The following is a 22,352-nucleotide window of genomic DNA, read 5'->3' on the forward strand; positions in this document are numbered from 1 at the left end:
CAATCCCGGCTTGAGGCTACAGCCGCCGCGACAGGCGCGGATCGAGCCGGTCCCGCAGGCCGTCGCCGAGCAGGTTCACCGCCAGCACGACGAGCGCGAGCGCGATCGCCGGGCAGAAGATCGTCCAGGGCGCGCGGGCGAGATAGAGCCGGCTCGAGGCGATCATGTTGCCCCAGCTCGGCACCTCCGGCGGCACGCCTGCGCCGAGGAAGGAGAGCGAGGCCTCCACCAGGATCGCCGAGGCGCAGATATAGGTCGCCTGCACGATCAATGGCGCGATCGTGCTCGGCATGATGTGCCGGAACAGGATGCGCGGTGTCTTCGCGCCGCAGGCTCGCGCCGCCTCGACGAAGGGCAGTTCCTTGACGCTGAGCACGATCGAGCGGACGAGCCGGACGACGCGCGGCAGCTCCGGAATCGAGATCGCCGCGATGACGATGCCGATGCTGCCCTGGTTCAGGGAGACCATGGCGATGGCGAGCAGGATCGCGGGAATCGCCATCAAGCCGTCCATCAGGCGCATGACGATCGCGTCGAACCGGCGATAATAACCGGCGAAGAGCCCGATCGTCAGGCCGATCAGGATCGAGATCGTCGCGACGCTCAGGCCCACGATCAGCGAGACACGGGCGCCGTAGACGGTGCGTGCGAAGACATCCTGGCCAAGCTGGTCGGTTCCGAAGCGCAATTCGGGGGAGGGCGGTTGCAGGCGCCGCGTCGGCAGCTTCAGCATCGGATCGCCCGCGATCAGGGGCGCGATGATCGCGATGCCGACGAAGAAGATCAGGATGGCGGCGCCGATCAGCATCGTCGGGTTGCGGCGCGCGAACCGGCCGAAGCGAGCCAGACGGTTGCCCGGGGCGGGCGCAGGGACGGTCGAGGTATCGATTGCGGTCATCGGTCTCGCCTCCTCAATGCCGGATGCGGGGATCGATGAGGGAATAGGAGAGGTCGACCGCGAGGTTGATCAGCACATAGACGCCTGAAAAGACGAGGATCACGCCCTGGATGATCGGATAGTCGCGCTTCGAGATCGCGTCGACGACGAGGCGGCCGATGCCGGGGATGTTGAACACGGTTTCGGTGATCACGACGCCACCGATCAGCAGGGCGACGCCAATGCCGATCACAGTGATGATCGGCACGCCGGCGTTCTTCAGCGCGTGCTTCATCAGCATGGTTCGCGCCGGAACACCCTTGGCATTGGCGGTGCGGATATAGTCCTCTTCCAGCACCTCCTGCACCGAAGCGCGGGTCATCCGCGCGATCAGCGCGACATAGGCGAGGCCGAGCGTGATCGTCGGCAGCACGAGGTGCAGGAACCACGGGCCGATGCCGTCCATGATCGGCCGATAGCCCTGCACCGGCAACCAGCGCAATTCGATCGCGAAGACATAGATCAGGCAGTAGCCGACCACGAAGGTCGGCATCGAGAAGCCGAGCACGGAAAAGCCCATCAGCAGGCGGTCGACCGGCCGGCCTGCCTTCCAGGCGGCGAGCACGCCGAGCGTGACCGCGATCGAGACCGCGAAGATCATGGTCAGCACCGCGACCGACAAGGTCGGCTCCAGGCGCTGCAGGATCAGGGCTGAGACCGGGGTGCTCGTGAAGATCGAGACGCCGAGATCGCCCTGCACGACGCGCAGCGCCCAGCGTCCGAACTGGACGAGCAGCGGATCGTCGAGACCGAGCCGCTGGCGGATCGTGGCGATCTGCTGCGGCGTGGCGTAGTCGCCGGCGATGATGGCGGCGGGGTCGCCCGCCGAGAGATGCAGCAGCAGGAAGACGAAGATGCCGACCAGCGTCATCACAAGAAGGGTCGATGCCAGGCGTTGTACGAGATAACTCAGCATTGCGTCGGTCGTCCTCCGTCGGCTTGCTTGTCTGGTGCGGGACGGTCGGCAGGCCCCGCTCGGGCACGGTATCGCGTGCTCGCCCTCGCGCTGCCGGCACGATCAGCTGAAGACGGCTGGGCAAGCGGAGCCCGCCGAGGGGCGGACTCCGTGGGTGGGTTCGCGGCCGGGCTGAAATCAGCCCTTCTTGACGTTCCAGAACGGGATCAGTTCAGGCATCCCGATCAGGCCCGTGAGGTTGCGCAGGGCCGCCGGCTGGAACCATTGGCCGAAATACGCATGCGGCACGAAATCCCAGGCGTTCTGCTGGATGTCGCGAGCGATCTGCTTGCGCTCGGCATCCGATTGGGCGCTGGCCCATTTGTCGCGCAGCTGCTCGTGCTTCTCATTGCTCGGCCAGCCGAACCAGCCCTTCTCGCCATTGGCGGCGTGGCCGCTGAGCGAGACGGGATTGCCGAAGGCGTTGACCGAGCCGGAGGTGAAGAACACGTTCCAGCCGCCCTGGTCCGGCGCGGCCTTGACGGCGCGGCGGGTGACGACGGCGCCCCAGTCGGAGGCCTGCAGCGAGACGTTGAAGCCGGCCTGGCGCATCCATTGCGCGACCAGGTTGGCGGCGTTGTTCATATAGGCGATGTTGGTTGCCTGCAGCACCACGACCGGGCGGCCGTCATAGCCGGATTCCTTGACGAGCTGCTTCGCCTTCTCGATGTCCGGCGCGGTCTTGAACCAGTCGATATTGGCGTCGTTCTCCATCGGCGTGCCCATGCCGAACAGCGAGGAGCAGCCGCGGAAATATTTCTCGTCGCCGAAGGTCGCCTTCATCACCTCGGTCGGGTGGATGAGATGCAGCATGGCCTGGCGGGCCTTGACGTTGTTGAATGGCGGATGGAGCCAGTTGACGCGGCACCAGCCGAGCTGGCCCTGCTTGTTCAGCACCTCAAGCTTGATGTCCTTCTCGCCGGCGAGCGAGTCGAGCAGGTCGACATTGGGGTATTCGATCATGTCGATCTCGCCGGCCCGGATCGCGGCGATCGCGGTCGCCTCGTCGGCGATGTTCTCGAACACCACGCGGTCGACATTCACGACCTTGCCGCCCGAGGTGAAGACCGCAGGCTCCGAGCGCGGCACGTAGTTCGGGTTCTTGTCGTAGACGTAGCGCTGGCCCTGGACGACCGCGCCCTCGTTGAACAGGAACGGCCCGGAGCCGAGGATCGTGCTGATCTGCTGGTTCGGATCGGTTCCGGCCTCCTTCTCGCGCATGATGTAGCAGACATTGGTCGCGGCCTTGGCGAGCCATTCCACCACGAGCCCGTAAGGCTCCTTCATCACGATCTGGAAGGTCTTGTCGTCCTTCACCGGCGTATCGGCGAGGCGCGCCATCATGTGCTGGCCGCCACCATCGCGCGCGCCCCAGCGCCGGATCGAGGCGACGCAGTCCTTGGCGGTGACAGGCGTGCCGTCGGTGAAGCGCAAGCCGTCGCGAAGCTCGAACGTATAGGTCTTTCGGTCGTCCGAGAGCGACCATTTCGAGACCATCTGCGGCTGCGGCTCGAACTTGTCGTTCACGCCGAACAGCGTGTCGTAGACCATGCCTGCGTGATAGGAGGTCATGTTCGCCGTCGTCCAGATCGGATCGAAGACGCGAAGATCGCCGTGCAGGACGGCGCGGATGGTGCGGGCTGCTGAAGGCGTGGTCTGGGCGCGGATCGTGGCCGGTGCGGCGACGAGCGCGCCGGTTGCCAATCCGCCTTGAACGAAACGTCGGCGTGTCGTGGTCATGTCGTTCTCCTCCTCGTTGCATTAGAGGACCGCGGGCATTCGCCTCGTCTGGCCCTCATCGGGTCATGCTTCGTCTCTCCTGTTCCTTTCGGGTCGCGAGGCGTCAGACGACGAGCCGGCCCGGCGGGAGCGGATCATGCGGCCAGAGCGGCCGGTTGATCTTGCGATAGGGATATTTGCGCACGTCGAGATGCGAAGGGCCACCGCCATCAGTGTAGATCACCTCGCTGGCGATCGGACCGTAGGCCGCATGGAAATGGTTGGTCGACTTGACCGAGACGATCCGCTTCTGCGTCGGGTCGATGCCGACGCTGGTGAAGATCTCCAGCCCCAGCGCCTGCGTGCGGTGCGAGAGCAGCGCGACGTCGATGCCGTCGATGCGGATGCCGACCGCATCGCCGATCGGCACCTTGGCGGTGCCGAAGCTCTGCGTGCCCCCGCGGATGGCGCCCAGTACCGTCACCTCGCCATCGACCGGCGTGCCGGAGGTCGCGGCCGCTTTGCCGCCGAAGCGCAGCGGAATGGTCGCGCCGACGCCGGCCGTCAGGCAGAACGCGACCGCGACCGGATCCCAGACCGGGCCGACTGCGGCGTCAGAGATGCCGCGCTCGCGCAGCCGGTGGATGATGTTGGTGTTGTCGGAGGCCGCGCCGCCGCCGGCATTGTCGGTGGAATCCGCGATGACGCGTGGGCCGTTCGCTGCGCCGCCGAGTGCGCGGTCGAGCGCTTCGTCGAGCGGGGTCACCGGCGGGGCGAACTGCCCCTTGAGCGAACGGAACTCCTCGCCGAGCTTTGCTGCCAGCGCATCGCCCTTCGCCTTGTCGTTGTCGGTGATGACGAGCACGCGGGTGCCGATCTCCGGCACGTCGCCCTGCTGGAAGCCATGCGCCAGCGAGACCGAGAGAATGCCGTCCTTGCCTTCCAGCGCGCTCATCCGGTCGACGAAGGAGCGGCCGGGCTCGCGCGTCGTCGGCACCAGCTCGATCATCCGGCAATCATAGAGCGACATCACCGGCTTGATCTGCCCGCGGATCGTGCCGAGGATGATCTCGACCAGTTCCTCGGCCCGCTCGACGAAGTCGATATGCGGATATTCCTTGTAGAGGATGACCGCATCGGCGAGGCGCACGCGCTTCTCGGTGAGGTGGCAATGCGGATCGAGCTCGACGCCGATCGGCACGGACGGCCCGACAATGGCGCGGACATGCTCGATGATATCGCCCTCGCAGTCATCGTAGCCATGCGCGACCATGGCGCCGTGCAGGCCGAGCAGCACGCCGTCGACCGGCAGCGCCGCCTTGAGCTGGACGAGGATCTCATCCCGCATCTCCTCGTAATCGGCCTTGGCGCAGGTGCCCGACGGCTCGGCCCAGAAGCAGGACCCTTCAATCAGCTCGAAGCCGTCGCGCTTGGCCCGCTGCCGCGCGACATAGAGCGGGGCGGTGGTGTGGGTCGCCCGGTCGGGATGCTGGCCCGCCGGGAAATAGGCGGAAGCCTCGAAATTGGCCCGGGATGTCGGGATCGGAGAGAACGTATTGGTCTCGGTTGCGAGCGACGCAGCAAACAGACGCATAAGCTACCTTTCCGACAATGTGACCGTCATGTTCGGTTGGCCGTGAAGGCCATGTCAAGCTGCAGCGCGAGCAGAGGGATTGCAGATGCAGCATTGATGCAATGCACCTCATTATTGCTAATGAGGTGCATTCGCATTCGATCATTGCGGCTTTGACGCCGGGCCGGTTGAGGGGCAACGGCTCACTGCGCCAGCGTCACTTCCCACATCCGCAGCTTGGACTGCCAGGGCTGGAAGCCGGAGATGGCCTTGCTCATCGCCACCGCATCGAGGCCGTTATAGAGGAAGATCAGCGGCACCTCGTCGATGACGCGGCGGTGCAGCTCGTCGAAGATCTTCTGCCGCTCGGCCTTGTCCGAGATCAGCATCGACTTGTCGATCAGCGCCTGCACGTCCGGATTGTCCCAGACCTTGCGCGGTTGCTTGTCCTTCGGGCCGGAGAACTGCTCGAAGGCGATGGCCGGGTCGAAGCGGGCCGAGAACGAGAAGGACTGCATCTGGTAGTTGCCCTTGTTGAACCGGTCGAGCTGTGTCGCCCAGTCCAGGACCTCGATCTCGGCATTGATCCCGACCGCCTGCAGCATCTGCTGCCAGACCACCGCCGCCGGGAAGCTCGGGACCGTCGGACGCTTGTTGGCGAGGATGGTGATCTTCTCGCCCTTGTAGCCGGCCTCCTGCAGCAACTGCTTGGCCCGGGCCGGGTCGTATTTATGGCCCTGCTTCTCGACCTCGCCGAAATAGCCGGAGGTCGAGTAAATCGGCGAGTTGTTCGGCGTGCCCAGGTTGTTGGAGGCGGCTGCGACCAGCTCGGGATAGTCCAGCGCCGCCGCGATCGCCTGGCGCAACTTCTTGTTGCCCATCACGGCGTCTTTGGTCTGGATCAGGAAGATGTGGCGGACCGCGTTGGGCGCGACCGCGACCTTGAGGCTCGGCACCTTCTTGAGTTCCTCGACATCGCTCGGCAGCGTCTCGCTCATCTGCAGCGCGCCGGAGATGAGGCCGGCCTTCACGGTCGCCGCATCCTTGACGACGAGGAACTTGACCTCCTTGAGCAGCGGGCGCTTCGAGCCGACATAGCCGTCGATCTTGCCTTGCCCCGGCGACTGGTAGCCGTCGAAGGCGGTCATGGTGAAATACTCGCCGCGCTTCCACTCGCCGAACTTGTAGGGGCCTGTGCCGATCGGCTTGTCCCAGCTTCCGTCGGCCTTGACCGAATCCTTGTGTAGGATCGCGGTCATCGCGCAGTCGGTTCGGGCCATCGTGTCGAGGAACAGCGCGTTCGGCTTGTCGATGGTCATGACGAAGGTCCTGGCATCGGGCGCCGAGACGGATTCGACCTTGAGACCACTGCGCCCGTCGAATTCCGAGGTGCAGCGCCACTGGGTCTTCGGGTCCATGTAACGGTTCCAGCTCCACAGCACGTCGGCCGAGGTCAGCGTCGCGCCATTGTGGAATTTCACGCCCTCGCGCAGCGTGAAGGTATAGGTCTTGCCGTCGGCCGAGAGATCGACCTTCTGTGCCAGCAGCGGCGTGGCATTGCCGCCCTCGTTGTAGCCGACGAGCCCCTCGACGAGCTGCAGCGCGAAATCGTCGGTGCTGTCGTCGCGGTTCACGCCGGGATTGTTGCTGCGGATGTCGGCGGCGACCGCGACGGTGATCGATTGCGCTGCGGCCGGGCTCGCGCAGGCCGCGAGCAGGATGGCAAGGGCGAGTGGGCGTCTCATGGCATCGGCTCCCTCAAGATGCCGCGACGAGCGGCGCGATCGATTTCGGTCAGGCGGCCTTTTCGGTCGCGAAGGGCTCGCCGGTCAGGCCGTAGCAGGTGAAATGCCGGTTAAGCGCCGGCAGCGGCGCCACCTCCATCACGCCCTTGCCCGGTTCGAGCAGGATCATCGCCACGCTGGCGGTGATATCGCCGCGCTGGCCGGGGCGTGGCGGGCGGCAGACCGAGAAGGGCGAGAGGAAATCGTCGAACAGCGCGGCCTTCAGGTCCTCGCGGCCGAGCGGCCGGCGCGGTTCGTTCAGGAGCTTGCGGACGCGCCAGTCGCGATAGGGGCTGTCGGGCGCGCTGGCGATGCCGGTCTCGCGCAGCTTCGCCAGCGCCGTCGGGCTGGCCCAGTGATTGGCATGCACGATCAGCCCGTCCTCGGGCAGGATCGGGAAGGCCTCGTCCGGCGCGCATTCCAGATCGATGCCGAAACCCTTGTCCTGGCTGAGCATCATATTGGTCGAGCAGGCCTTCGGCGTGGTCGCGACCACCTTGATCGCCAGCGCCAGATGCTCCTGCTCCAGCGCCTTGCGGCGGACCAGCGCCAGCGGCACGCCTTCCTGGCAATAGTCGCGGTCACTGCGCAGGTAATTGCCGGTGACGCAGATGCCGGCCTCGTTCATGCCGTGCCGGCCCAGCCCGCCAGCCTCGACGAAGGTCAGCAGGTCCGGCCCGTTCTTTCGCTGCACCCTGAGCACGATCGCGGTCTTCGCGCATTCCGGCTGCCAGTCCCAGTTCTGGCCCTGGATGATGCCGCCGGTGGCGCTGCGCTCGGGCAGGATTATCGCGCCGGTGCAGCCGTCATTATCGGCCTCGTCTTCCTCTTCCTCCTCGTCGGCACGGTTGGCGAGAAGCCTTGCCTTGGCGACGATCTCGGTGCGGGCGTTGATCATGATGATCGCATCGAACGGCACGCCGGAGCCGTCGGCGATGCCGCGCATCTCCTCCAGATAGGCCTCGTCGAAAGCTGCGATTCCCTGCCTTGCCTCGTCGATCAGCTTGCGGCGCAGCGTCGTGCTGGAGCCGAGCCCGTCCAGTTGGCCGGCATAGAACCGGGCGCTGCCGGCGATGCGATCCGGCACCGCGGCGCCATAGCTGCGGCCGCGCTCATAGGGCGAGCCTGACACGGAGACGAAGGGAAACGGTTCGATCATGAGACACTATCGTGTTTTTTGATTGACCAAGATGCACAGTGGCGCATCATTTCGCGGATTGTCAAATCGCTCCGGAAGAGGCGAAACCAGGGAATGGCCAGCAGCCTGCACGGCGAGATCATCGGCGATATCCTGCGGCTGGCCCGTGACGAGGGCTGGCCGGCGGGCGCGCCTGTCGGCGTGAAGCCTCTGGCGGCGCGGTTCGGCGTCTCGCGTACGCCGGTGCGGAGCGCGCTCCTGAAGCTGGTCGAGATGGGGCTGCTGGCGCGCGAGCAGAGCCAGGGCTTCAGCCTGCTGCGGCCGGTCGACGACGTGGCGATCGCCGCGCATATGCCGGCCCCGGCCGGTGGCGGCGAACTCTACCAGAGGATCCTGACCGGGCGGGCACGCGGCGAGCTCCCGACCGAGGTCACCGAGAACGCGATGCTGGCGCATTTCGGCGCGGCCAAGGGCGATCTGCGCAAGGCCCTGATGCGGCTTTCGTCGGAAGGACTGGTCCAGCGTCAGCGCGGTCATGGCTGGCGCTTCACCGAAAGCCTGGACACGCCGGAGGCTATTCTCGAATCCTACGCCTTCCGTATCGCCATCGAGACGGCGGCGCTGAGCCAGCCCGGCTACCGCGTCGATGCTGCCGAGCTCGCCCGGCTCCGCACGGCGCATGAGGCGCTGATGCGCCGCCCGGTCGGGGAGGTCACGCCGCAGCTCTGGTTCGAGGTCAACTCGACCTTCCACGAAACGCTCGCCTCATGGTCGCGCAATCGCTTCTTCCTGCAGGCTGTGAGGCGCCAGAACGCGCTGCGGCGCATGCATCAATTCGCCGATTTCTGGGAACTGGAGCCGGAACAGATCCTGCAATCCTGCCGGGACCACCTCGCCATTCTCGCCGCGCTCGACAAGGGTGACCGGCCGGGCGCTGTAGAGCTTCTCGTCGGGCATCTCGCCGGAGCGGCCCAGGATTGGGAAGGGCCATCGTCGGAAGGTTCAGGGCACCCCTGACGCTTCAGCCGGCGCCTCCGCTAAAGCGACAGCTGCGAGCCGGCCTCGGCACAACTCGCCTTGAGCGCTTTCAGGATCGCCTCCTCGTCGGTCGCGATGCCGTGGCGCTGCAGGCAGGGCACCAGGATCGCCGCCTCGGCATGGCCGCCGGGGCCGATGACCGGGCAGGCGATGTCGGTCACCGCCATGATGTCACGGCTGGCGGCGACGCGGTGCCCGAGGGCGCGGATATCCGCGAATATGCGCTCGGTCTCGGCAGCTTCGAGGCGCCGCTTGTCGGCCTCCGATGCTTCCCGCATCAACGCGTCGCGGCGGCTTTTGCTCTGGAAGGCGAGGATCAGCAGCCCGGAATTCGCATCGAGCGCCGGGCGGCCATAGCCTGGCCTGACGATGACGCTGGCATCGAGATGTCCCGAGGTCGTCGCCAGCACCACGGTCTGGGCCCGGCTCAGCACGACGAGATGCGCGACCTGCCCGCTCGCCTCGCTGAAGCGCTCCATCACCGGCAGCACGATCGAGGTGAGCTGGCGCCCGGCCGGTGTGCGGATGCCGAGGTCGAACAGCCGCCGCGACAGCTCGAGCCGGTCGGTCCCCGCCTCGCGGGCGAGATAGCCGCGCTGCTGCAGCACGAAGACCATGCGGAAGATCTCGCTCTTCGAGCGGGCGAGTCGCTCGGCGATCTCGCGCGTCGAGAGCGGCTCGCCGACCTCGGCAAGGAGTTCGAGGATGTCGAGCCCCTTTTCCAGCGCCGGCGCCGCGTAGCTGCTTTTGTCTCCGTTCTCGGTATCCGGCAGGTCGCTCATGTCTCTCTGTTTCATATATGAAGCTTGACATCAAATAAGAAACGAACCTAGCCTCGCCGTCAAAGGGGAGGCGGATGGTACGATCGTCGCATCATATCGCAGGTTCTGGGGGCGTCGCGCCGCTGCCGCGAGGCGGCCGGCCATGAAATACGGCCTGCAGTTCCGCGATGTCTTCGCCGCCTGGGAATCGATCCTCGACGGCGTCTGGATCACGCTGCTGCTCTCCGCGCTGGCGATGGTCGGCGGCCTCGTCATCGGCATCGCCTGCGCTGCCGCCCGCGTCTATGGCCCCGTCTGGCTGCGTCGCATCGTCGGCACCTATGTCGAGGTCATCCGCAACACCCCGCTGCTGGTGCAGCTCTTCCTGATCTTCTTCGGCCTGCCGAGTTTCGGCGTCAGGCTCGACGGGCTCACCGCCGCGATCATCGCGCTGGTCATCAATCTCGGCGCCTACACCACCGAGATCGTCCGCGCCGGGCTGGAGGCCGTGCCAAAGGCGCAGGTCGAGGCCGGCCATTCGCTCGGGCTCTCCGGCCTGCAGGTCTTCCGCTATGTCGTGATGTTCCCCGCGCTGAAGGCGATGTTCCCGGCGCTGGCCAGCCAGTTCGTATTGCTGATGCTGGCGACCAGCGTCGTCTCGCAGATCTCGGTCGAGGACCTGTTCCACGCAGCCTCGATCGTACAGTCGCGCACCTTCCGCGATTTCGAGGTCTACACCGTCATCGGCGTGCTCTATCTCGGGCTCGCCTTCGCCTTCCGCGGCCTGTTCGCGGGCCTCTATTACTGGGCGTTCGTCAGACGATGATCCGCGAATTCGGCCTCATCGATGTGATGTACCTGATCGCGGCAGCGCGCTGGACGCTGGCGCTGACCGCGACCGCCTTCATCGGGGCGTCGCTGATCGGCATCGTCATCGCCATCGCCCGCATCCTGCCCTTCGCGCCGCTGCGCTGGCTCGCCGCCGCCTATATCCACATCGTCCAGGGCACGCCGCTGCTGGTCTGGCTGTTCGTGATCTTCTTCGGCCTGCCGCTCACCGGCATCTCCGTCAATCCGTGGCTCGCGGCGGCGACAGCCTTCTCGGTCTATGGCAGCGCCTTTTTGGGCGAGATCTGGCGCGGCGCGCTGGTTTCCATCGCGAAGACCCAGTGGGAGGCCGGCGCCTCGCTCGGCCTCTCGCTTGGGGAGCAACTGCGTTACGTCATCGTGCCGCAGTCGATCCGGGTCGCGATCCCGCCGACCGTTGGCTTCCTCGTCCAGCTCATCAAGAACACCTCGCTCGCCGCGGTGATCGGCTTTGTCGAACTGACGCGCGAGGGTCAGCTCACGGCCGCCGGCACCTACAAGCCCTTCGCCGTCTACATCACCGTCGCCGCGATCTATTTCGCGATGTGCTTCCCCCTCTCGCAATGGAGCCGCTCGATCGAGCGGAAGCTCGATGTCGCTCGTTGAAATCCATGGGATCAACAAGAGCTACGGCTCGGTCCAGGTGCTGAAGGACGTCACGCTCGACGTCGCCAAGGGCGAGATCATCGCCGTGATCGGCCGCTCCGGCTCGGGCAAGAGCACGATGCTCCGTTGCATCAACGGGCTGGAGCCGATCCAGGCCGGCGTGATCCGCGTCGACGGCACGCAGGTCAACGATCCCGCGACCAACCTGCGCAAATTGCGGCAGGAGGTCGGCATCGTCTTCCAGAGCTTCAACCTGTTTCCGCATCTCTCGGTCTGCGACAACATCACGCTCGCCCCGCGCGTCGTGAAGAAGCAGGCGCCGCAGGCTGCCCGCGAGGTCGCGCGCGAGGTGCTCGCCCGCGTCGGGCTGGAGGACAAGCTCGACGCCTATCCCTCGCAGCTCTCGGGCGGCCAGCAGCAGCGCGTCGCGATCGCCCGTTCGCTCGCCATGCGGCCGAAGCTGATGCTGTTCGACGAGGTCACCTCGGCACTCGATCCCGAACTCACCGGCGAGGTCCTCAAGGTGCTCGAATCCGTCGCGAACGAGGGCATGACCATGATCCTCGTGACCCATGAGATGGGCTTTGCCCGCCGCTTCGGCTCGCGCGTCGTCTTCATGCATGAAGGGCGCATCCACGAGCAGGGGCCGGCGGCCGCCGTGCTGGCCGAGCCGAAGACGCCGGAACTCCAGACCTTCCTCAGCGCAGTGCTGCACTGAGGCGGAACGCCAACAACATCAACGAGGGGAGAGAAGACGATGCGTTCACTGTTCGCAGGTTTAGCCGCCCTGGCCATCGCCGCCTTCGGCGCCGCCGAGGCCAAGGCCGACAAGCTCCAGGACATCCTGTCCAAGGGCGTCGTCCGCATCGGCGTGCCGCTCGATGCGCCGCCCTTCGGCTCGCAGGATGCCAACCGCAAGGCCATCGGTTTCGACATCGAGATGGCCGAGATGGTCGCCAAGGGCCTCGGCGTGAAGCTGGAGATGCAGCAGATCACCGGCGCCAACCGCATCCCCTTCCTGATGACAGACAAGGTCGACATCGTCATTTCGGTGATGGGCCTGACGCCCGAGCGCGCCAAGCAGATCCAGTTCACGGCGCCCTATGCCAACACCTTCCTCGCGGTCTACGGCGCGAAAAGCTCGACGGTGTCGAGCCCGGAGACGATCGGCTCGGCCCGCGTCGCCGCCGCCAAGGGCACGACGCAGGAGCTCGCCATCTCGGCCGCGGCGCCGAAGGCCAGCCTGATGCGCACCGAGGACGACGCGACGGCCGCCGCCGCCTACATCACCGGCCAGGCCGATCTCCTCGCCACCAACTCGATCGTGGCGCAGGCGCTCGCCAAGCAGAACCCCAACAAGGAGTTCGAGCGCAAGTTCGTCATCCGCCGCAGCCCGGCCCATATGGGCGTGCAGATGGACCAGCATAATCTCGTGCGCTGGCTCGACGGCTTCATCTTCTTCAATTCCATGAATGGCGAGCTCGATCGGCTGCACCGCAAATACCTGGACATGCCGATGGATCCGCTGCCGACGCTGTGACGTCGTAGCGGTTCCCGCCGGGCGCGCCGCCGCGCCCGGCTTTTCCATGCTTCCCGACGGCCCGCCTCCGGCGCCGATCCCTGTCCTGCACCCTGCGTGATCCCATGAGCACAGCCAGCGCCGCGCGCCCCAAGCCGACCCCACGCCCATCCAGCGCCTTCCTCACCGTCGATCTCGATCGCGAGGGCAAGCAGACCGGCTTCCTGATGATCCCGCATTCGCCGCATGACGACGCCTGGGGCGCGACCCGCGTGCCGATCGCGGTGATCAAGAACGGCACCGGCCCGACCGTGATCATGGAAGGCGGCAACCATGGCGACGAATACGAGGGGCCGATCACGATCTGCGACCTGATCCGCGATCTCGATCCCGGCCGCGTCCAGGGTCGCCTCATCCTGATGCCGGCGAACAATGTCCACGCCGTCATGGCCGGCCAGCGCACCTCGCCGGTCGACGGGCTGAACTTCAACCGCACCTTTCCGGGCGATCCGCGCGGCACCATCACCCAGCAGATCTCGGCCTTCGTCACCGACCATATCCTGCCGATCGGTGACGCCTTCCTCGACCTGCACTCGGGCGGCTCCTCGCTCGACATCATTCCGAGCGCCATCGTCGAGCCGACCGACGACCCCGCCCTGCACAAGCGCAATGTCGCGGCCGTGCAGGCCTTCGACGCGCCGATGACCGTGGTGATCAGCAATCTCGGCGAGCCGCGCACGGCGACCGCTGCCGCCTGCCGCGCCGGGCTGGTCACGGTCGGCACCGAGATGGCCGGCGCCGGCACCGTCTCGCTGGAGGCGCTTGCGGTCTGCCGGCGCGGCGTCGCCAATGTGCTCGACCATCTCGGCGTCGTCGTTCGCGAAAAACCCGAGCCCAGGCGCAGCGAGGGGCAGATCCTCGAGCTGCCCGGCATCTCCGCTTACGTCTATGCGACGGCGGACGGCATCTTCGAGCCCTTCCATGCCAATGGCACCAAGGTCAGCGCCGGCGAGCCGGCCGGACGTATCCACTGCACCTGGGACCCGACGCGCCAACCCGAGACGCTGCATTACGCCGCTGACGGCATCCTCTACGGCCGCCGGCAGCCGGGCCGCGTGAAGCCGGGCAATTGCTGCCTGATCGTCGCGGCGCCCTATCGCGGAACCCTGTGATGATCGCGCTCGACGATATCCGCGCCGCCCGTGAGCGCATCGCGCCCTACATCCGCAAAACCCCGACGCTGTCCTATGCCAGGACGCGCGGCGGCGATTTCGGCGGCGATGTCACGCTGAAGCTCGAACTGTTGCAGGCCGCCGGTTCCTTCAAGGCGCGCGGGGCGATGAACCGGCTCCTGACTCTGTCGAAGGACGAACTGGCGCGCGGCGTCGTCACGGCGTCGGGCGGCAATCACGGCCTCGCCATTGCCCGCTCGGCCCATGTGCTCGGCGTGAACGCGACGATCTTCCTGCCGTCCAATGCCGCTCCGGACAAGATCGCCAAGCTGCGCGACTGGGGCGCCGACGTCCATATCGTCGGCGCGATCTGGGACGATGCCAATGCCGCCGCGCTGGCTCGCTCCCGCGAAACCGGCGCGACCTATGCCCATCCCTTCAGTGATCCGGTCGTCGTGGCCGGGCAGGGCACGCTCGGCCTCGATATCCTCGACGACATGCCCGATGTCGACGTGATCCTCGTCGCCATCGGCGGCGGTGGATTGATCACCGGCCTCTCGACGGCGGTGAAGGCCTTGCGCCCGCAGACCCGGATCATCGGCATCGAGCCGGTGGGCTCGCCGACGCTCCACGCCTGCCTCGCCGCCGGGCGCCTCGTCGCGCTCGACAAGCTGGAGACGCGCGTCGCCACCATGTCCTGCCGCCAGACCGATCAGGCGATCTATGAGGCGGCGGCCCGGAATGTCGACGAGATCGTTCTGATCACCGACGCCGAGATGGAGACGGCAGCGAAATCGCTCTGGTTCGAATTCGGCATCGCCGCCGACTTGTCGGGCGCCGCGGCGCTGGCGGCGCTCCAGTCGGGCCGGGTTGCATTGTCCGGTGGCGAGAAGGTCTGTGCGCTGGTCTGCGGCGCCGGCACGGATGGCTGCCTGCCGGGTTAGGCGCGTGCCTCGTTATTGAAGAAGCCGGGCGGACCCATCTGCCCGCCCTTCAGCACGATCTCGAGCCCGTCGAGACGCGGATCGTCGGAATGGGCGCGGCAGAGCGGCGCACCGGGCACGCAAGGCCCACGATAGGACAGCCCCCAGAGCGGCAGCGACCGGATCGCCATGGTCGAGGTATCGCCACCCGCGACGATGAGCCGGCCGAGGCGAGCCTCGGCGATGATTGCGGCGAGCAATGCCCCGGTCGCTTCGGCAACCGCGCTGGCCGCAGTTGGGGCGCCCTCAGGCCGTTCGGTCACCAGCATGACGTCGCCCTGAGCCAGCTTGGACAGAGCTGCGGAGCGCAGCTCCGCCCCATAGCTTTTATCCGCCAACAACCGTTCGGCATCGACGGAGAGGATCGTATAGCCCTTGGCTGCCTCGACCTGCGCGCGTGTGACCGGCGACAGGCTGCCGACGAGGGCGAGGACCGGTCCTGCCCCGCAATATTTCGCATCTGAAGTTGATGCGGAAATGACCGCCTTGCCATGCCCGGCCGCGAAGGCGCGGGCGACCGAACTTGCCCCCACCGCGAGCATCGGCCCATTCACCAGCGACGTCGCGAGCAATTCGCCGATCGCCATGAGGTCGGCCTCGGTTGCCACATCGAACAGGACCGCCGGGCTTCCGTCTGGCGGCGTCGCCGGTGCTGACGAGCCATCGGCATAGGCGCGATAATCGACGAGTCCGATACCTTCGAGCCCCTGCGCGGCAAGGTGCCGGCGCAGATCGGCTTCCGCCATCGGCGTCACTGGATGGCGACTCATCGTCGGGTGGCGGTCGATACGATGGATCGCGCCGTCGCCGCCGGCCGCGAACAGGTTTCCGAACAGGCAGAAGCGCCCGAGATTGGGCTGGCCGCCGAGGATCGGCACGAGCGGGTTCGGGAAGAACGGCTTCAGCGCCGCGACCGCCGCGCCGATGCTGCCGATACGAGGTGCGCTGTCGAAGGTCGAGCAGCACTTATAATGCATCAGCTCGACGCCCTGCTCGGCAAAGAAGCGCCCGATTTCCGTCAGTTCCTGCGCAATAGCTTCCGGCGCCATGGCTCGGCTCGCCCCGGCGATGCCGATCGCATCGAGCGGGCCGGCTGCCGCCAACTGGGCTTCACTCGGTTGGCGCAGGAAGAGCAAAGCGCGAAAGCCTCGCTCGGCCAGCGTCGCCAGTGTATCGGTCGAGCCGGTAAAATCGTCGCCGTACCAGCCGTAGAGAGGGATGCGCTTCGTCGTCACGGCGCACTAGCCCGCCTTGCCGCCGAAGGTATCGAGCGCCTGCTGCAATTCGGGATGCGTCCGCGCCGCCTCCGTGATCGGGGTGCCTTCGGCTACGGCTGCCCAGGCCTGCCGGATGCTGGCGACGCCCGCCTTCGGCCCACCGGGATGGGCCAGAATGCCGCCGCCGGCCATGAACAGCAGGTCGTCATGGCCGATCGCATCCCAGGTCGCCTGCGCCGTGCCGGCCCACTGCCCGGAGGAGAAGGCGGGCATCACCCGGTCGTCGGCGCCATCGGTCAGCGGCGTGACGCAATCCCTGGCGGAGGTCACGACCTCCTCGTCTTCCTGCGCGAATTTCCCCTGCAGGCCATGGACATGCATGTGGTCGACACCGGCCAGCCGCCACAGCACCTGATAGGCCTGGAAGCCGATGCCGAGGAGCGGATGGCGCGAGAAGGCGCCATAGCCGTTGCGATGGCCGTGCAGGGCGAGATCAGTCGAGCGGCGCAAGCTCTCGATCGCGGAGAAACCGCACCAGTTCAGGCTCGCCATCACGCAGGAACCGCCCTCGTGCGTGACGAGATCGGCATGGCGGCGCATCGCATCGGTCTCGTCGGTGATGTTGAAGGCGACCATGACGTGCTTGCCGGTCTTGTCCTGATGCCGGCGAACCGCCGCCATCGCCGCCGGGATGCGCTCGGCCAGCGGCGCATGCACCGGATCGGCTGAGATCTCGTCATCCTTGATGAAGTCGAGCCCGGCTTCGCAGAGGCTCGCGACGAGCTCGGCCGTCTGCGCGGAGCTGAGGCCCACATTCGGCTTGATGATCGAGCCGACGAGCGGTCCTTTCGCCGCCCTGGTCAGGCGCCGCGTGCCGGCGATGCCTTGCGTCGGCATCGGGAAGCGCTGGCGATAGGACCAGGGCAGGGCGATGCTTTCGAGCCTGAGGCCGGTGACCTCGCCGAGATCGTAGAGATTGCCCGCAACCACGGCGGCGAGCGTCGCGAGATTGGCTCCGACATTGTCGACCGGGAAGGAGATCGTGATGCGCGCGCGCCGCCATGGCCCGCCGACGCCCTTCCGCGCAAGCCACGCATTAGGCAGGCTGGGCTCCGTGGCGGGCTCCAGCTCCTCGATCCGCGTGACGACGGCCCGCGCCCGCTCGCGCAACTCGTCGGTCTCGCCGGCGACGCGGGCGAAGGTGCCGCAGGATTGCTCACCCGCCATCACCTCCGCGACCTTGGCCGGGTCGAGCGGGGTTTCGATGAGATAGGTCGCTTCGAAGCGTTCGCTGGTCATGGGGTCGGTATGCGAAGGGATATCAGGCTGCCGCAGCAGCGAGCTTGCTCAGGTCCGGGAAGGGCCTGACCGGATCCTTGCCGTCCCAGGTCTCGGACGCCTCGCGGATCAGGCGGAACATCTCGCCCTTGGGGCCGGCGACCTCCGAGAGTTCGATCACCGTGCCCGGATGGTAATGCGTGTCGAAATAGACGAAGCGGCCGCGCTCGCCGACCTCGCCCGACATCACCGGCTTGAAGCCCTCGGCGACGAGCCGCTCCAGGTCGGCATCGTAGTCCGAGGTCCAGTAGGCGACATGCTGCAGGCCGGTCAGCCCCGCATCGGTGAAGTCCTTGTACATGGACGGGACAGTGTTGCGGCACTGGATCAGCTCGATCTGGAGCGGGCCGGAATTGGCCAGCGCCACCGAGTTGTGCGGCTCGTAGGTCTCGCCCTTGTAGCGGTAGTTCCTGATCGGGACCTTCGGATTGTAGAAGAACGGTCCGACGCCCAGCACGCGGCTCCAGTAGTCCATCGCCGCCTCGATATCCGGGACGACGTAGCCAGCCTGACGGATCTGGCCAAAGAAGCGGCTCATGGGCGTTGCTTTCTGATTATCAGGATCGGAGGAAGCCGATGGAGATCCACGGCACGGCAGCGACGACGAGCAGGCCGAGGATCAGGGCGAGGATGTAGCCCCAGATGTATTTCAGGCCTTCGTCGGGATTGATCTTGCTGATCGCGCAGGCGCCGTAATAGCCGACGCCGAAGGGCGGGGCGAAGAGCCCGATGCCCATCGCGAAGATCACGACCATCGAATAGTGGACCTCGTGTATCCCGACCTGCTTGGCGATCGGGAACACCAGCGGCCCGAACAGCACGATCGCCGGGATGCCCTCGAGCACGCTGCCGAGGATGGTGAAGGCGACGATTGAGATGCCGAGGAAGCCCCAGCTCCCGCCCGGAACCGCTGCCATCGCCTGGGCGAGGTCGCGCGAGAAGCCGGATTGCGTCAGCCCCCAGGCCATGGCGGTGGCGCAGCCGATGATGAAGATGATCGCACCGGTCAGCGATGCGGTCTCGATCAGCATCTTGGGCAGGCGGCGCCAGTCGAACTGGCGGTAGAGCAGGATGCCGGCGAGGATCGCGTAAGCGATGCCGATGGTGGAGACCTCGGTCGCGGTCGCGACACCTTCCACCACCGCGGCGCGGATGACGAAGGGCAGGGCGATGGCGGGCGCTGCGATCAAAGCGAGCTTGGCGATTTCGCGCTTGGGATAGCGCTTGACGTTGCTGAGGTCTTCGCCCCGGCAGCGCCACCAGACCACGAAGCAGAGCGCCGCGCCCAGCACCACGGCCGGCAGCATGCCGCCGGTGAACAAAGCCGCGATCGAGACGCCGGTCACCGAGCCGATGGTGATCAGCACGATCGAGGGCGGGATCGTCTCGGTCTGCGCGCCGGTCGCCGAGAGCAGGGCGACGAGGTCGCCGGGCTTGGCACCACGCTTCTGCATCTCCGGGAACAGCACCGGCGCGATCGCGGCCATGTCGGCGATCTTCGAGCCGGAAATGCCGGAGACCAGGTACATCGCGCCGACCAGCACATAGGACAGGCCGCCGCGGACATGGCCGAGCAGGCTCGCCAGGAACTGGATCATGGCGCGCGCCATCCCGGTCATCTCGATCAGCGCGCCCAGGAAGATGAAGAGCGGCACGGCGAGCAGGATGAGATGGCTCATGCCCTCGTCGAGTCGGCCGACCATGACCAGCATCGGCGTCGAGGTGGTGCAGGCGAGATAGCCGAAGGTAGCGAGCGCGAAGGAGAAGGCGATCGGCACGCCCGAGAAGACGTTGAGCGCGACGACGCCGACGAAGAAGACGATCAGGTTGAGCTTGCCGAGCGGCTTCAGCGTGGGGCCGGCGAGCCAGAACAGCAGCACGAACAGAGCGGTGATTCCGATCGCGATCAGCGCGGGCTTCAGCGAGGCGAAGCGCAGCAGCCGGCAGCCGGCCGCGATCAGCATCAAACCGACGCCGATCGGGATCGCCGCCGCGCGCCAGGCATTGCTGATCTCCAGCGCGGGCGTGACGATGAAGTTCTCTTCCTCGGCATATTCGACCGCATGCGGCATGATCAGCAGCAGGAAGGCGATCGAGGCGGTGATCGCGACCGCCTCCAGCAGCGCCCGCGTCTGCGGCGAGACGCGGGAGACCAGCCCGGTCATCCGCATATGCTCGCCGCGCCGGAGCGCGACGACCGCGCCGAGCATCGAGAGCCAGAGGAACAGGATCGAGGCGAGCTCGTCCGACCAGACCAGCGGGGCATGGAAGACATAGCGCGCCATGACGCCGGCGCCGAGAATGATGATCTCGACGACCACGAGCACGGCCGCCACCGTCTCGACCAGGCCGCCGAGGCCGCGGTCGAGATGGCCGGCGAAGCGGCCGAGCCCGTTTGCGGGCATGGCGGCAGCGGGAAGGGTCGCGCTATGGGCATCCATCGGGGCGTTTCCTGTCTTGTGCTTTGGGGGCCTTATAGGCCCGCCCGCACCCCTCAGGCCAGCTTGCCGACGGCGTCTTCGAGCAGGCTCCAGGCGTCCTTGCCGAAGCGCTCCTGCCACTCCTTGTAGAAGCCGGCCTCGCGCAGCTTGGCGCGGAAGGAATCCGGGTCCGTCTTGTTGAAGGCAAGGCCCTTCGACTGCAGATCCGCCTGCACGGTCTCGTTGAGCTTCTTGATGTCGCCGCGCTGGGCGACGCCGGCATCGTTGATGGCGCCGGCGACGATCTTCTGGATATCGGCCGGCAGGCCGCGCCAGGCACGCCCGTTGGCGATGAACCAGAAACCGTCCCAGATATGGTTCGAGATCGCGCAGCTCTTCTGCACCTCGAAGAGCTTGGCGACCTGGATGATCGGCAGCGGGTTCTCCTGCGCGTCGACCACCTTGGTCTGGAGCGCCGTGTAGACCTCCGAGAACTGCAGGCTCGCCGGCGCGGCATCGAGCGCCTTGAACATCGAGATCGAGAGCGGGCTCACCGGCACGCGGATCTTGAGGCCGGACATCTCCTTGGCGGTCTCGATCGCCTTGCCCGAGGTGGTCATCTGGCGGAAGCCGTTGTCCCACATCTTCTCGAAGGCATAGAGGTTCACTTTCGAGATGGCCTCGCGGACATGGGCGCCGAGCTTGCCGTCCATCGCCTTCCAGACCTGGTCGTAATCGGCGAAGGCGAAGCCGACCGCATTGATCGCCGCGACCGGCACCAGGGTCGCGATGACGAGCGCCGACGGCGTGAAGAAGGTGATGCCGCCGTTGCGGACCTGGCTCAGCATGTCGGTATCGCCGCCGAGCTGATTGTTCGGGAAGATCTTGATCTCGACCCGGCCGTTCGTCTCCTTGGCGACACGCTCGGCCGCTTCCTGGGCGCGGATGTTGAGCGGATGGCTGAGCGGCAGGTTGTTGCCGTATTTCAGCTCGATCTCGGCCGCCCGCGCGATGTGCGGCATGGCGATGAGCGAGGCTGCGGGGGCGGCGGCGAGCGTACGCAGCACCGTGCGGCGCGTGAAGTTCGTCATGATGGTCCTCCCGGTATCGCTGATGCGATTTGATTGATTGCGGTCTTCTTGCCCTCAGATTAGGAAGCTGGAATGATGGTGGTCAAACTCAAATACTGATGGTTTTTGATGTGATTCTATGACGGGCACGGCAGAGAAAAACGGTAGTGGCGAAAGCCTGCAGCGCCGCCGGATGGCCCGCATCGCCGATGTCGCGGCGCTGTCCGGCGCCTCGACCGCAACCGTCGACCGGGTGCTGAACCAGCGCCCCGGCGTGCGCGCGGCCACCGTCCAGCGCGTGCTGAAGGCCGCGAGCGAACTGGGCTATGTGCTCGATCCGGCCCTCCCGGCGCAGGCCTTCACGCCAATGCGGCTGGCCTTCCTGCTGCCGGCCGGCAGCAACCGTTTCCTCGCCATGCTCGGGCGCCATATCGCCGAGGCACAGGAGCAGCTCGCTTCCTTCAACATGCGCGCCCGCGTCGAGTTCATCGAGAGCTTCAAGCCGGAATTGCTGGCCCAGCAGCTCCGCCAGGTCGGGCGCGATGTCGACGGCATCGCCTTCATGGCGCTGGAACATCCGGCGGTGCGCGAGGCGGTCAACAGCCTGGCCGAGCGCGGCGTGCCGGCCGTGACCTTGATTTCCGACATCGCGAATGCCCGCCGCGCCGCCTATGTCGGGCTCGACAATCGCTCGGCCGGGCGCACGGCCGGCTATCTCGCGGCTCGCTTCATCGGCCGGCGGCCGGCCAAGGTTGCGGTCATCGCCGGCAGCCTGAGCTATCGCGCCCATGAGGAGCGCGAGATGGGCTTCCTGCATCTCTTCGAGGAGCTGTTTCCACAGATCGAGGTCGTCGGCCTGCGCGAGGGGCTCGACGACGACGGCCGCAATTATCGTCAGGCCAAGGCGCTGTTGGCCCAGCACCCGGATCTCGCCGGCATCTACAATATCGGCGGTGGACCTGAGGGGATCGCGCGCGCTCTGAAGGAGGCGGGCCGGCAGCAGGATGTCGTCTTCGTCGGCCATGGCCTGACCCCCGAGACGCGCGCACTCCTGCTCGACGGCACGATGGATGCGGTCATCACCCAGCATCCCCATGCCGCGCTGATGAGCTGCATCGCGATCTTCGCCAATCTGCGCGCTGGCCGCCCGGCCTCGGAGGGAACGGCGCCGCCCAGCATCGAGATCATCCTGCGTGAGAACCTGCCTTAGGCTGCTGGCCGAAGCTTGCATTTCCGGAAACAAAGAGGGAACATG

Annotated in this window: 20 protein-coding genes; 8 read left to right on the plus strand and 12 right to left on the minus strand. The window is 66.5% G+C overall.

What is annotated here, in order from left to right; translation table 11 throughout:
• Nucleotides 1–16: 16 nt before the first annotated feature.
• From FHT98_RS15795 to FHT98_RS15820, 6 genes are all read right to left on the minus strand, one after another.
• Nucleotides 17–898 carry an ABC transporter permease gene (locus FHT98_RS15795; RefSeq protein ID WP_061968959.1) on the minus strand — a complete coding sequence of 294 codons (882 nt, stop codon included), beginning with the start codon at nt 896–898 and terminating at the stop codon, nt 17–19.
• Between the two features lie 13 nt (nt 899–911).
• Nucleotides 912–1,853, minus strand: coding sequence for an ABC transporter permease (locus FHT98_RS15800; RefSeq protein ID WP_061968957.1), 942 nt, complete (start codon nt 1,851–1,853; stop codon nt 912–914).
• 177 nt (nt 1,854–2,030) lie between these two features.
• On the minus strand, nt 2,031–3,632 hold the full coding sequence (locus tag FHT98_RS15805) for an ABC transporter substrate-binding protein (RefSeq protein WP_061968955.1): 1,602 nt from the start codon (nt 3,630–3,632) through the stop codon (nt 2,031–2,033).
• Between the two features lie 103 nt (nt 3,633–3,735).
• The gene (locus tag FHT98_RS15810) at nt 3,736–5,205 is read right to left on the minus strand and encodes a M81 family metallopeptidase (protein WP_061968953.1); all 1,470 of its coding nucleotides are present in this window, start codon (nt 5,203–5,205) and stop codon (nt 3,736–3,738) included.
• Nucleotides 5,206–5,387: 182 nt separating this feature from the next.
• Nucleotides 5,388–6,929, minus strand: a complete 1,542-nt coding sequence (locus tag FHT98_RS15815; RefSeq protein WP_142114593.1) for an ABC transporter substrate-binding protein — start codon at nt 6,927–6,929, stop codon at nt 5,388–5,390.
• A 49-nt stretch (nt 6,930–6,978) separates the two neighbouring features.
• Nucleotides 6,979–8,127, minus strand: a complete 1,149-nt coding sequence (locus FHT98_RS15820; protein WP_061968950.1) for a C45 family autoproteolytic acyltransferase/hydolase — start codon at nt 8,125–8,127, stop codon at nt 6,979–6,981.
• Nucleotides 8,128–8,220: 93 nt separating this feature from the next.
• Between FHT98_RS15820 and FHT98_RS15825 the strand changes: the two genes are divergently transcribed.
• Complete coding sequence (locus FHT98_RS15825) at nt 8,221–9,123, plus strand: GntR family transcriptional regulator (protein WP_061968948.1); 903 nt, start codon at nt 8,221–8,223, stop codon at nt 9,121–9,123.
• A gap of 20 nt (nt 9,124–9,143) precedes the next feature.
• Here FHT98_RS15825 and FHT98_RS15830 read toward each other — a convergent pair whose 3' ends face one another.
• The gene (locus tag FHT98_RS15830) at nt 9,144–9,926 is read right to left on the minus strand and encodes an IclR family transcriptional regulator (protein WP_061968946.1); all 783 of its coding nucleotides are present in this window, start codon (nt 9,924–9,926) and stop codon (nt 9,144–9,146) included.
• Between the two features lie 142 nt (nt 9,927–10,068).
• Here FHT98_RS15830 and FHT98_RS15835 point away from each other — a divergent pair, with 142 nt between their 5' ends.
• From FHT98_RS15835 to FHT98_RS15860, 6 genes are all read left to right on the plus strand, one after another.
• Nucleotides 10,069–10,731: an amino acid ABC transporter permease gene (locus FHT98_RS15835; RefSeq protein WP_061968944.1), complete on the plus strand. Its 663-nt coding sequence runs from the start codon at nt 10,069–10,071 to the stop codon at nt 10,729–10,731.
• Nucleotides 10,728–11,378, plus strand: coding sequence for an amino acid ABC transporter permease (locus FHT98_RS15840; protein ID WP_061968942.1), 651 nt, complete (start codon nt 10,728–10,730; stop codon nt 11,376–11,378). Before FHT98_RS15835 ends, FHT98_RS15840 begins: the two co-directional genes overlap by 4 nt.
• Nucleotides 11,365–12,096, plus strand: a complete 732-nt coding sequence (locus FHT98_RS15845; RefSeq protein WP_061968940.1) for an amino acid ABC transporter ATP-binding protein — start codon at nt 11,365–11,367, stop codon at nt 12,094–12,096. The genes FHT98_RS15840 and FHT98_RS15845 overlap by 14 nt, the downstream gene beginning before the upstream one ends.
• Nucleotides 12,097–12,135: 39 nt before the next feature.
• Nucleotides 12,136–12,918, plus strand: coding sequence for a transporter substrate-binding domain-containing protein (locus FHT98_RS15850; protein WP_061968939.1), 783 nt, complete (start codon nt 12,136–12,138; stop codon nt 12,916–12,918).
• 104 nt (nt 12,919–13,022) lie between these two features.
• Nucleotides 13,023–14,069, plus strand: coding sequence for a succinylglutamate desuccinylase/aspartoacylase family protein (locus FHT98_RS15855; protein WP_061968937.1), 1,047 nt, complete (start codon nt 13,023–13,025; stop codon nt 14,067–14,069).
• Entirely contained in the window at nt 14,069–15,013 is a 945-nt protein-coding gene (locus FHT98_RS15860; RefSeq protein ID WP_061968935.1) for a threonine ammonia-lyase, read from the plus strand. The genes FHT98_RS15855 and FHT98_RS15860 overlap by 1 nt, the downstream gene beginning before the upstream one ends.
• On the opposite strand, the gene FHT98_RS15865 is transcribed toward FHT98_RS15860, so the two are convergent.
• From FHT98_RS15865 to FHT98_RS15885, 5 genes are all read right to left on the minus strand, one after another.
• Nucleotides 15,010–16,287, minus strand: a complete 1,278-nt coding sequence (locus tag FHT98_RS15865; protein WP_061968933.1) for a four-carbon acid sugar kinase family protein — start codon at nt 16,285–16,287, stop codon at nt 15,010–15,012. The two genes, FHT98_RS15860 and FHT98_RS15865, sit on opposite strands and share 4 nt — an antisense overlap.
• 6 nt (nt 16,288–16,293) lie before the next feature.
• Complete coding sequence (locus FHT98_RS15870; RefSeq protein WP_061968932.1) at nt 16,294–17,568, minus strand: ribulose-bisphosphate carboxylase large subunit family protein; 1,275 nt, start codon at nt 17,566–17,568, stop codon at nt 16,294–16,296.
• Between the two features lie 22 nt (nt 17,569–17,590).
• Nucleotides 17,591–18,145 carry a VOC family protein gene (locus FHT98_RS15875; protein ID WP_061968930.1) on the minus strand — a complete coding sequence of 185 codons (555 nt, stop codon included), beginning with the start codon at nt 18,143–18,145 and terminating at the stop codon, nt 17,591–17,593.
• A 19-nt stretch (nt 18,146–18,164) separates the two neighbouring features.
• Nucleotides 18,165–20,012, minus strand: coding sequence for a TRAP transporter large permease (locus tag FHT98_RS15880; RefSeq protein ID WP_244492902.1), 1,848 nt, complete (start codon nt 20,010–20,012; stop codon nt 18,165–18,167).
• 89 nt (nt 20,013–20,101) lie between these two features.
• A complete protein-coding gene (locus FHT98_RS15885; protein ID WP_061968920.1) occupies nt 20,102–21,118 on the minus strand; it encodes a TRAP transporter substrate-binding protein in 1,017 nt (338 codons plus the stop codon).
• A 118-nt stretch (nt 21,119–21,236) separates the two neighbouring features.
• Between FHT98_RS15885 and FHT98_RS15890 the strand changes: the two genes are divergently transcribed.
• Nucleotides 21,237–22,307 (plus strand): LacI family DNA-binding transcriptional regulator, encoded by a 1,071-nt coding sequence (locus FHT98_RS15890; RefSeq protein ID WP_061968918.1) that lies wholly within the window; start codon nt 21,237–21,239, stop codon nt 22,305–22,307.
• Nucleotides 22,308–22,352: the final 45 nt, after the last annotated feature.

The sequence above is a fragment of the Allobosea sp. AK1 genome (assembly GCF_006714945.1).
Taxonomy (GTDB): domain Bacteria; phylum Pseudomonadota; class Alphaproteobacteria; order Rhizobiales; family Beijerinckiaceae; genus Allobosea; species Allobosea robiniae.

Coding starts and splice junctions, on each gene's coding strand:
- FHT98_RS15795 (WP_061968959.1), bottom strand. CDS start 898: ATGACCGCAATCGATACCTCGACCGTCCCTGCGCCCGCCCCGGGCAAC.
- FHT98_RS15800 (WP_061968957.1), bottom strand. CDS start 1,853: ATGCTGAGTTATCTCGTACAACGCCTGGCATCGACCCTTCTTGTGATG.
- FHT98_RS15805 (WP_061968955.1), bottom strand. CDS start 3,632: ATGACCACGACACGCCGACGTTTCGTTCAAGGCGGATTGGCAACCGGC.
- FHT98_RS15810 (WP_061968953.1), bottom strand. CDS start 5,205: ATGCGTCTGTTTGCTGCGTCGCTCGCAACCGAGACCAATACGTTCTCT.
- FHT98_RS15815 (WP_142114593.1), bottom strand. CDS start 6,929: ATGAGACGCCCACTCGCCCTTGCCATCCTGCTCGCGGCCTGCGCGAGC.
- FHT98_RS15820 (WP_061968950.1), bottom strand. CDS start 8,127: ATGATCGAACCGTTTCCCTTCGTCTCCGTGTCAGGCTCGCCCTATGAG.
- FHT98_RS15825 (WP_061968948.1), top strand. CDS start 8,221: ATGGCCAGCAGCCTGCACGGCGAGATCATCGGCGATATCCTGCGGCTG.
- FHT98_RS15830 (WP_061968946.1), bottom strand. CDS start 9,926: ATGAGCGACCTGCCGGATACCGAGAACGGAGACAAAAGCAGCTACGCG.
- FHT98_RS15835 (WP_061968944.1), top strand. CDS start 10,069: ATGAAATACGGCCTGCAGTTCCGCGATGTCTTCGCCGCCTGGGAATCG.
- FHT98_RS15840 (WP_061968942.1), top strand. CDS start 10,728: ATGATCCGCGAATTCGGCCTCATCGATGTGATGTACCTGATCGCGGCA.
- FHT98_RS15845 (WP_061968940.1), top strand. CDS start 11,365: ATGTCGCTCGTTGAAATCCATGGGATCAACAAGAGCTACGGCTCGGTC.
- FHT98_RS15850 (WP_061968939.1), top strand. CDS start 12,136: ATGCGTTCACTGTTCGCAGGTTTAGCCGCCCTGGCCATCGCCGCCTTC.
- FHT98_RS15855 (WP_061968937.1), top strand. CDS start 13,023: ATGAGCACAGCCAGCGCCGCGCGCCCCAAGCCGACCCCACGCCCATCC.
- FHT98_RS15860 (WP_061968935.1), top strand. CDS start 14,069: ATGATCGCGCTCGACGATATCCGCGCCGCCCGTGAGCGCATCGCGCCC.
- FHT98_RS15870 (WP_061968932.1), bottom strand. CDS start 17,568: ATGACCAGCGAACGCTTCGAAGCGACCTATCTCATCGAAACCCCGCTC.
- FHT98_RS15875 (WP_061968930.1), bottom strand. CDS start 18,145: ATGAGCCGCTTCTTTGGCCAGATCCGTCAGGCTGGCTACGTCGTCCCG.
- FHT98_RS15880 (WP_244492902.1), bottom strand. CDS start 20,012: ATGCCCGCAAACGGGCTCGGCCGCTTCGCCGGCCATCTCGACCGCGGC.
- FHT98_RS15885 (WP_061968920.1), bottom strand. CDS start 21,118: ATGACGAACTTCACGCGCCGCACGGTGCTGCGTACGCTCGCCGCCGCC.
- FHT98_RS15890 (WP_061968918.1), top strand. CDS start 21,237: ATGACGGGCACGGCAGAGAAAAACGGTAGTGGCGAAAGCCTGCAGCGC.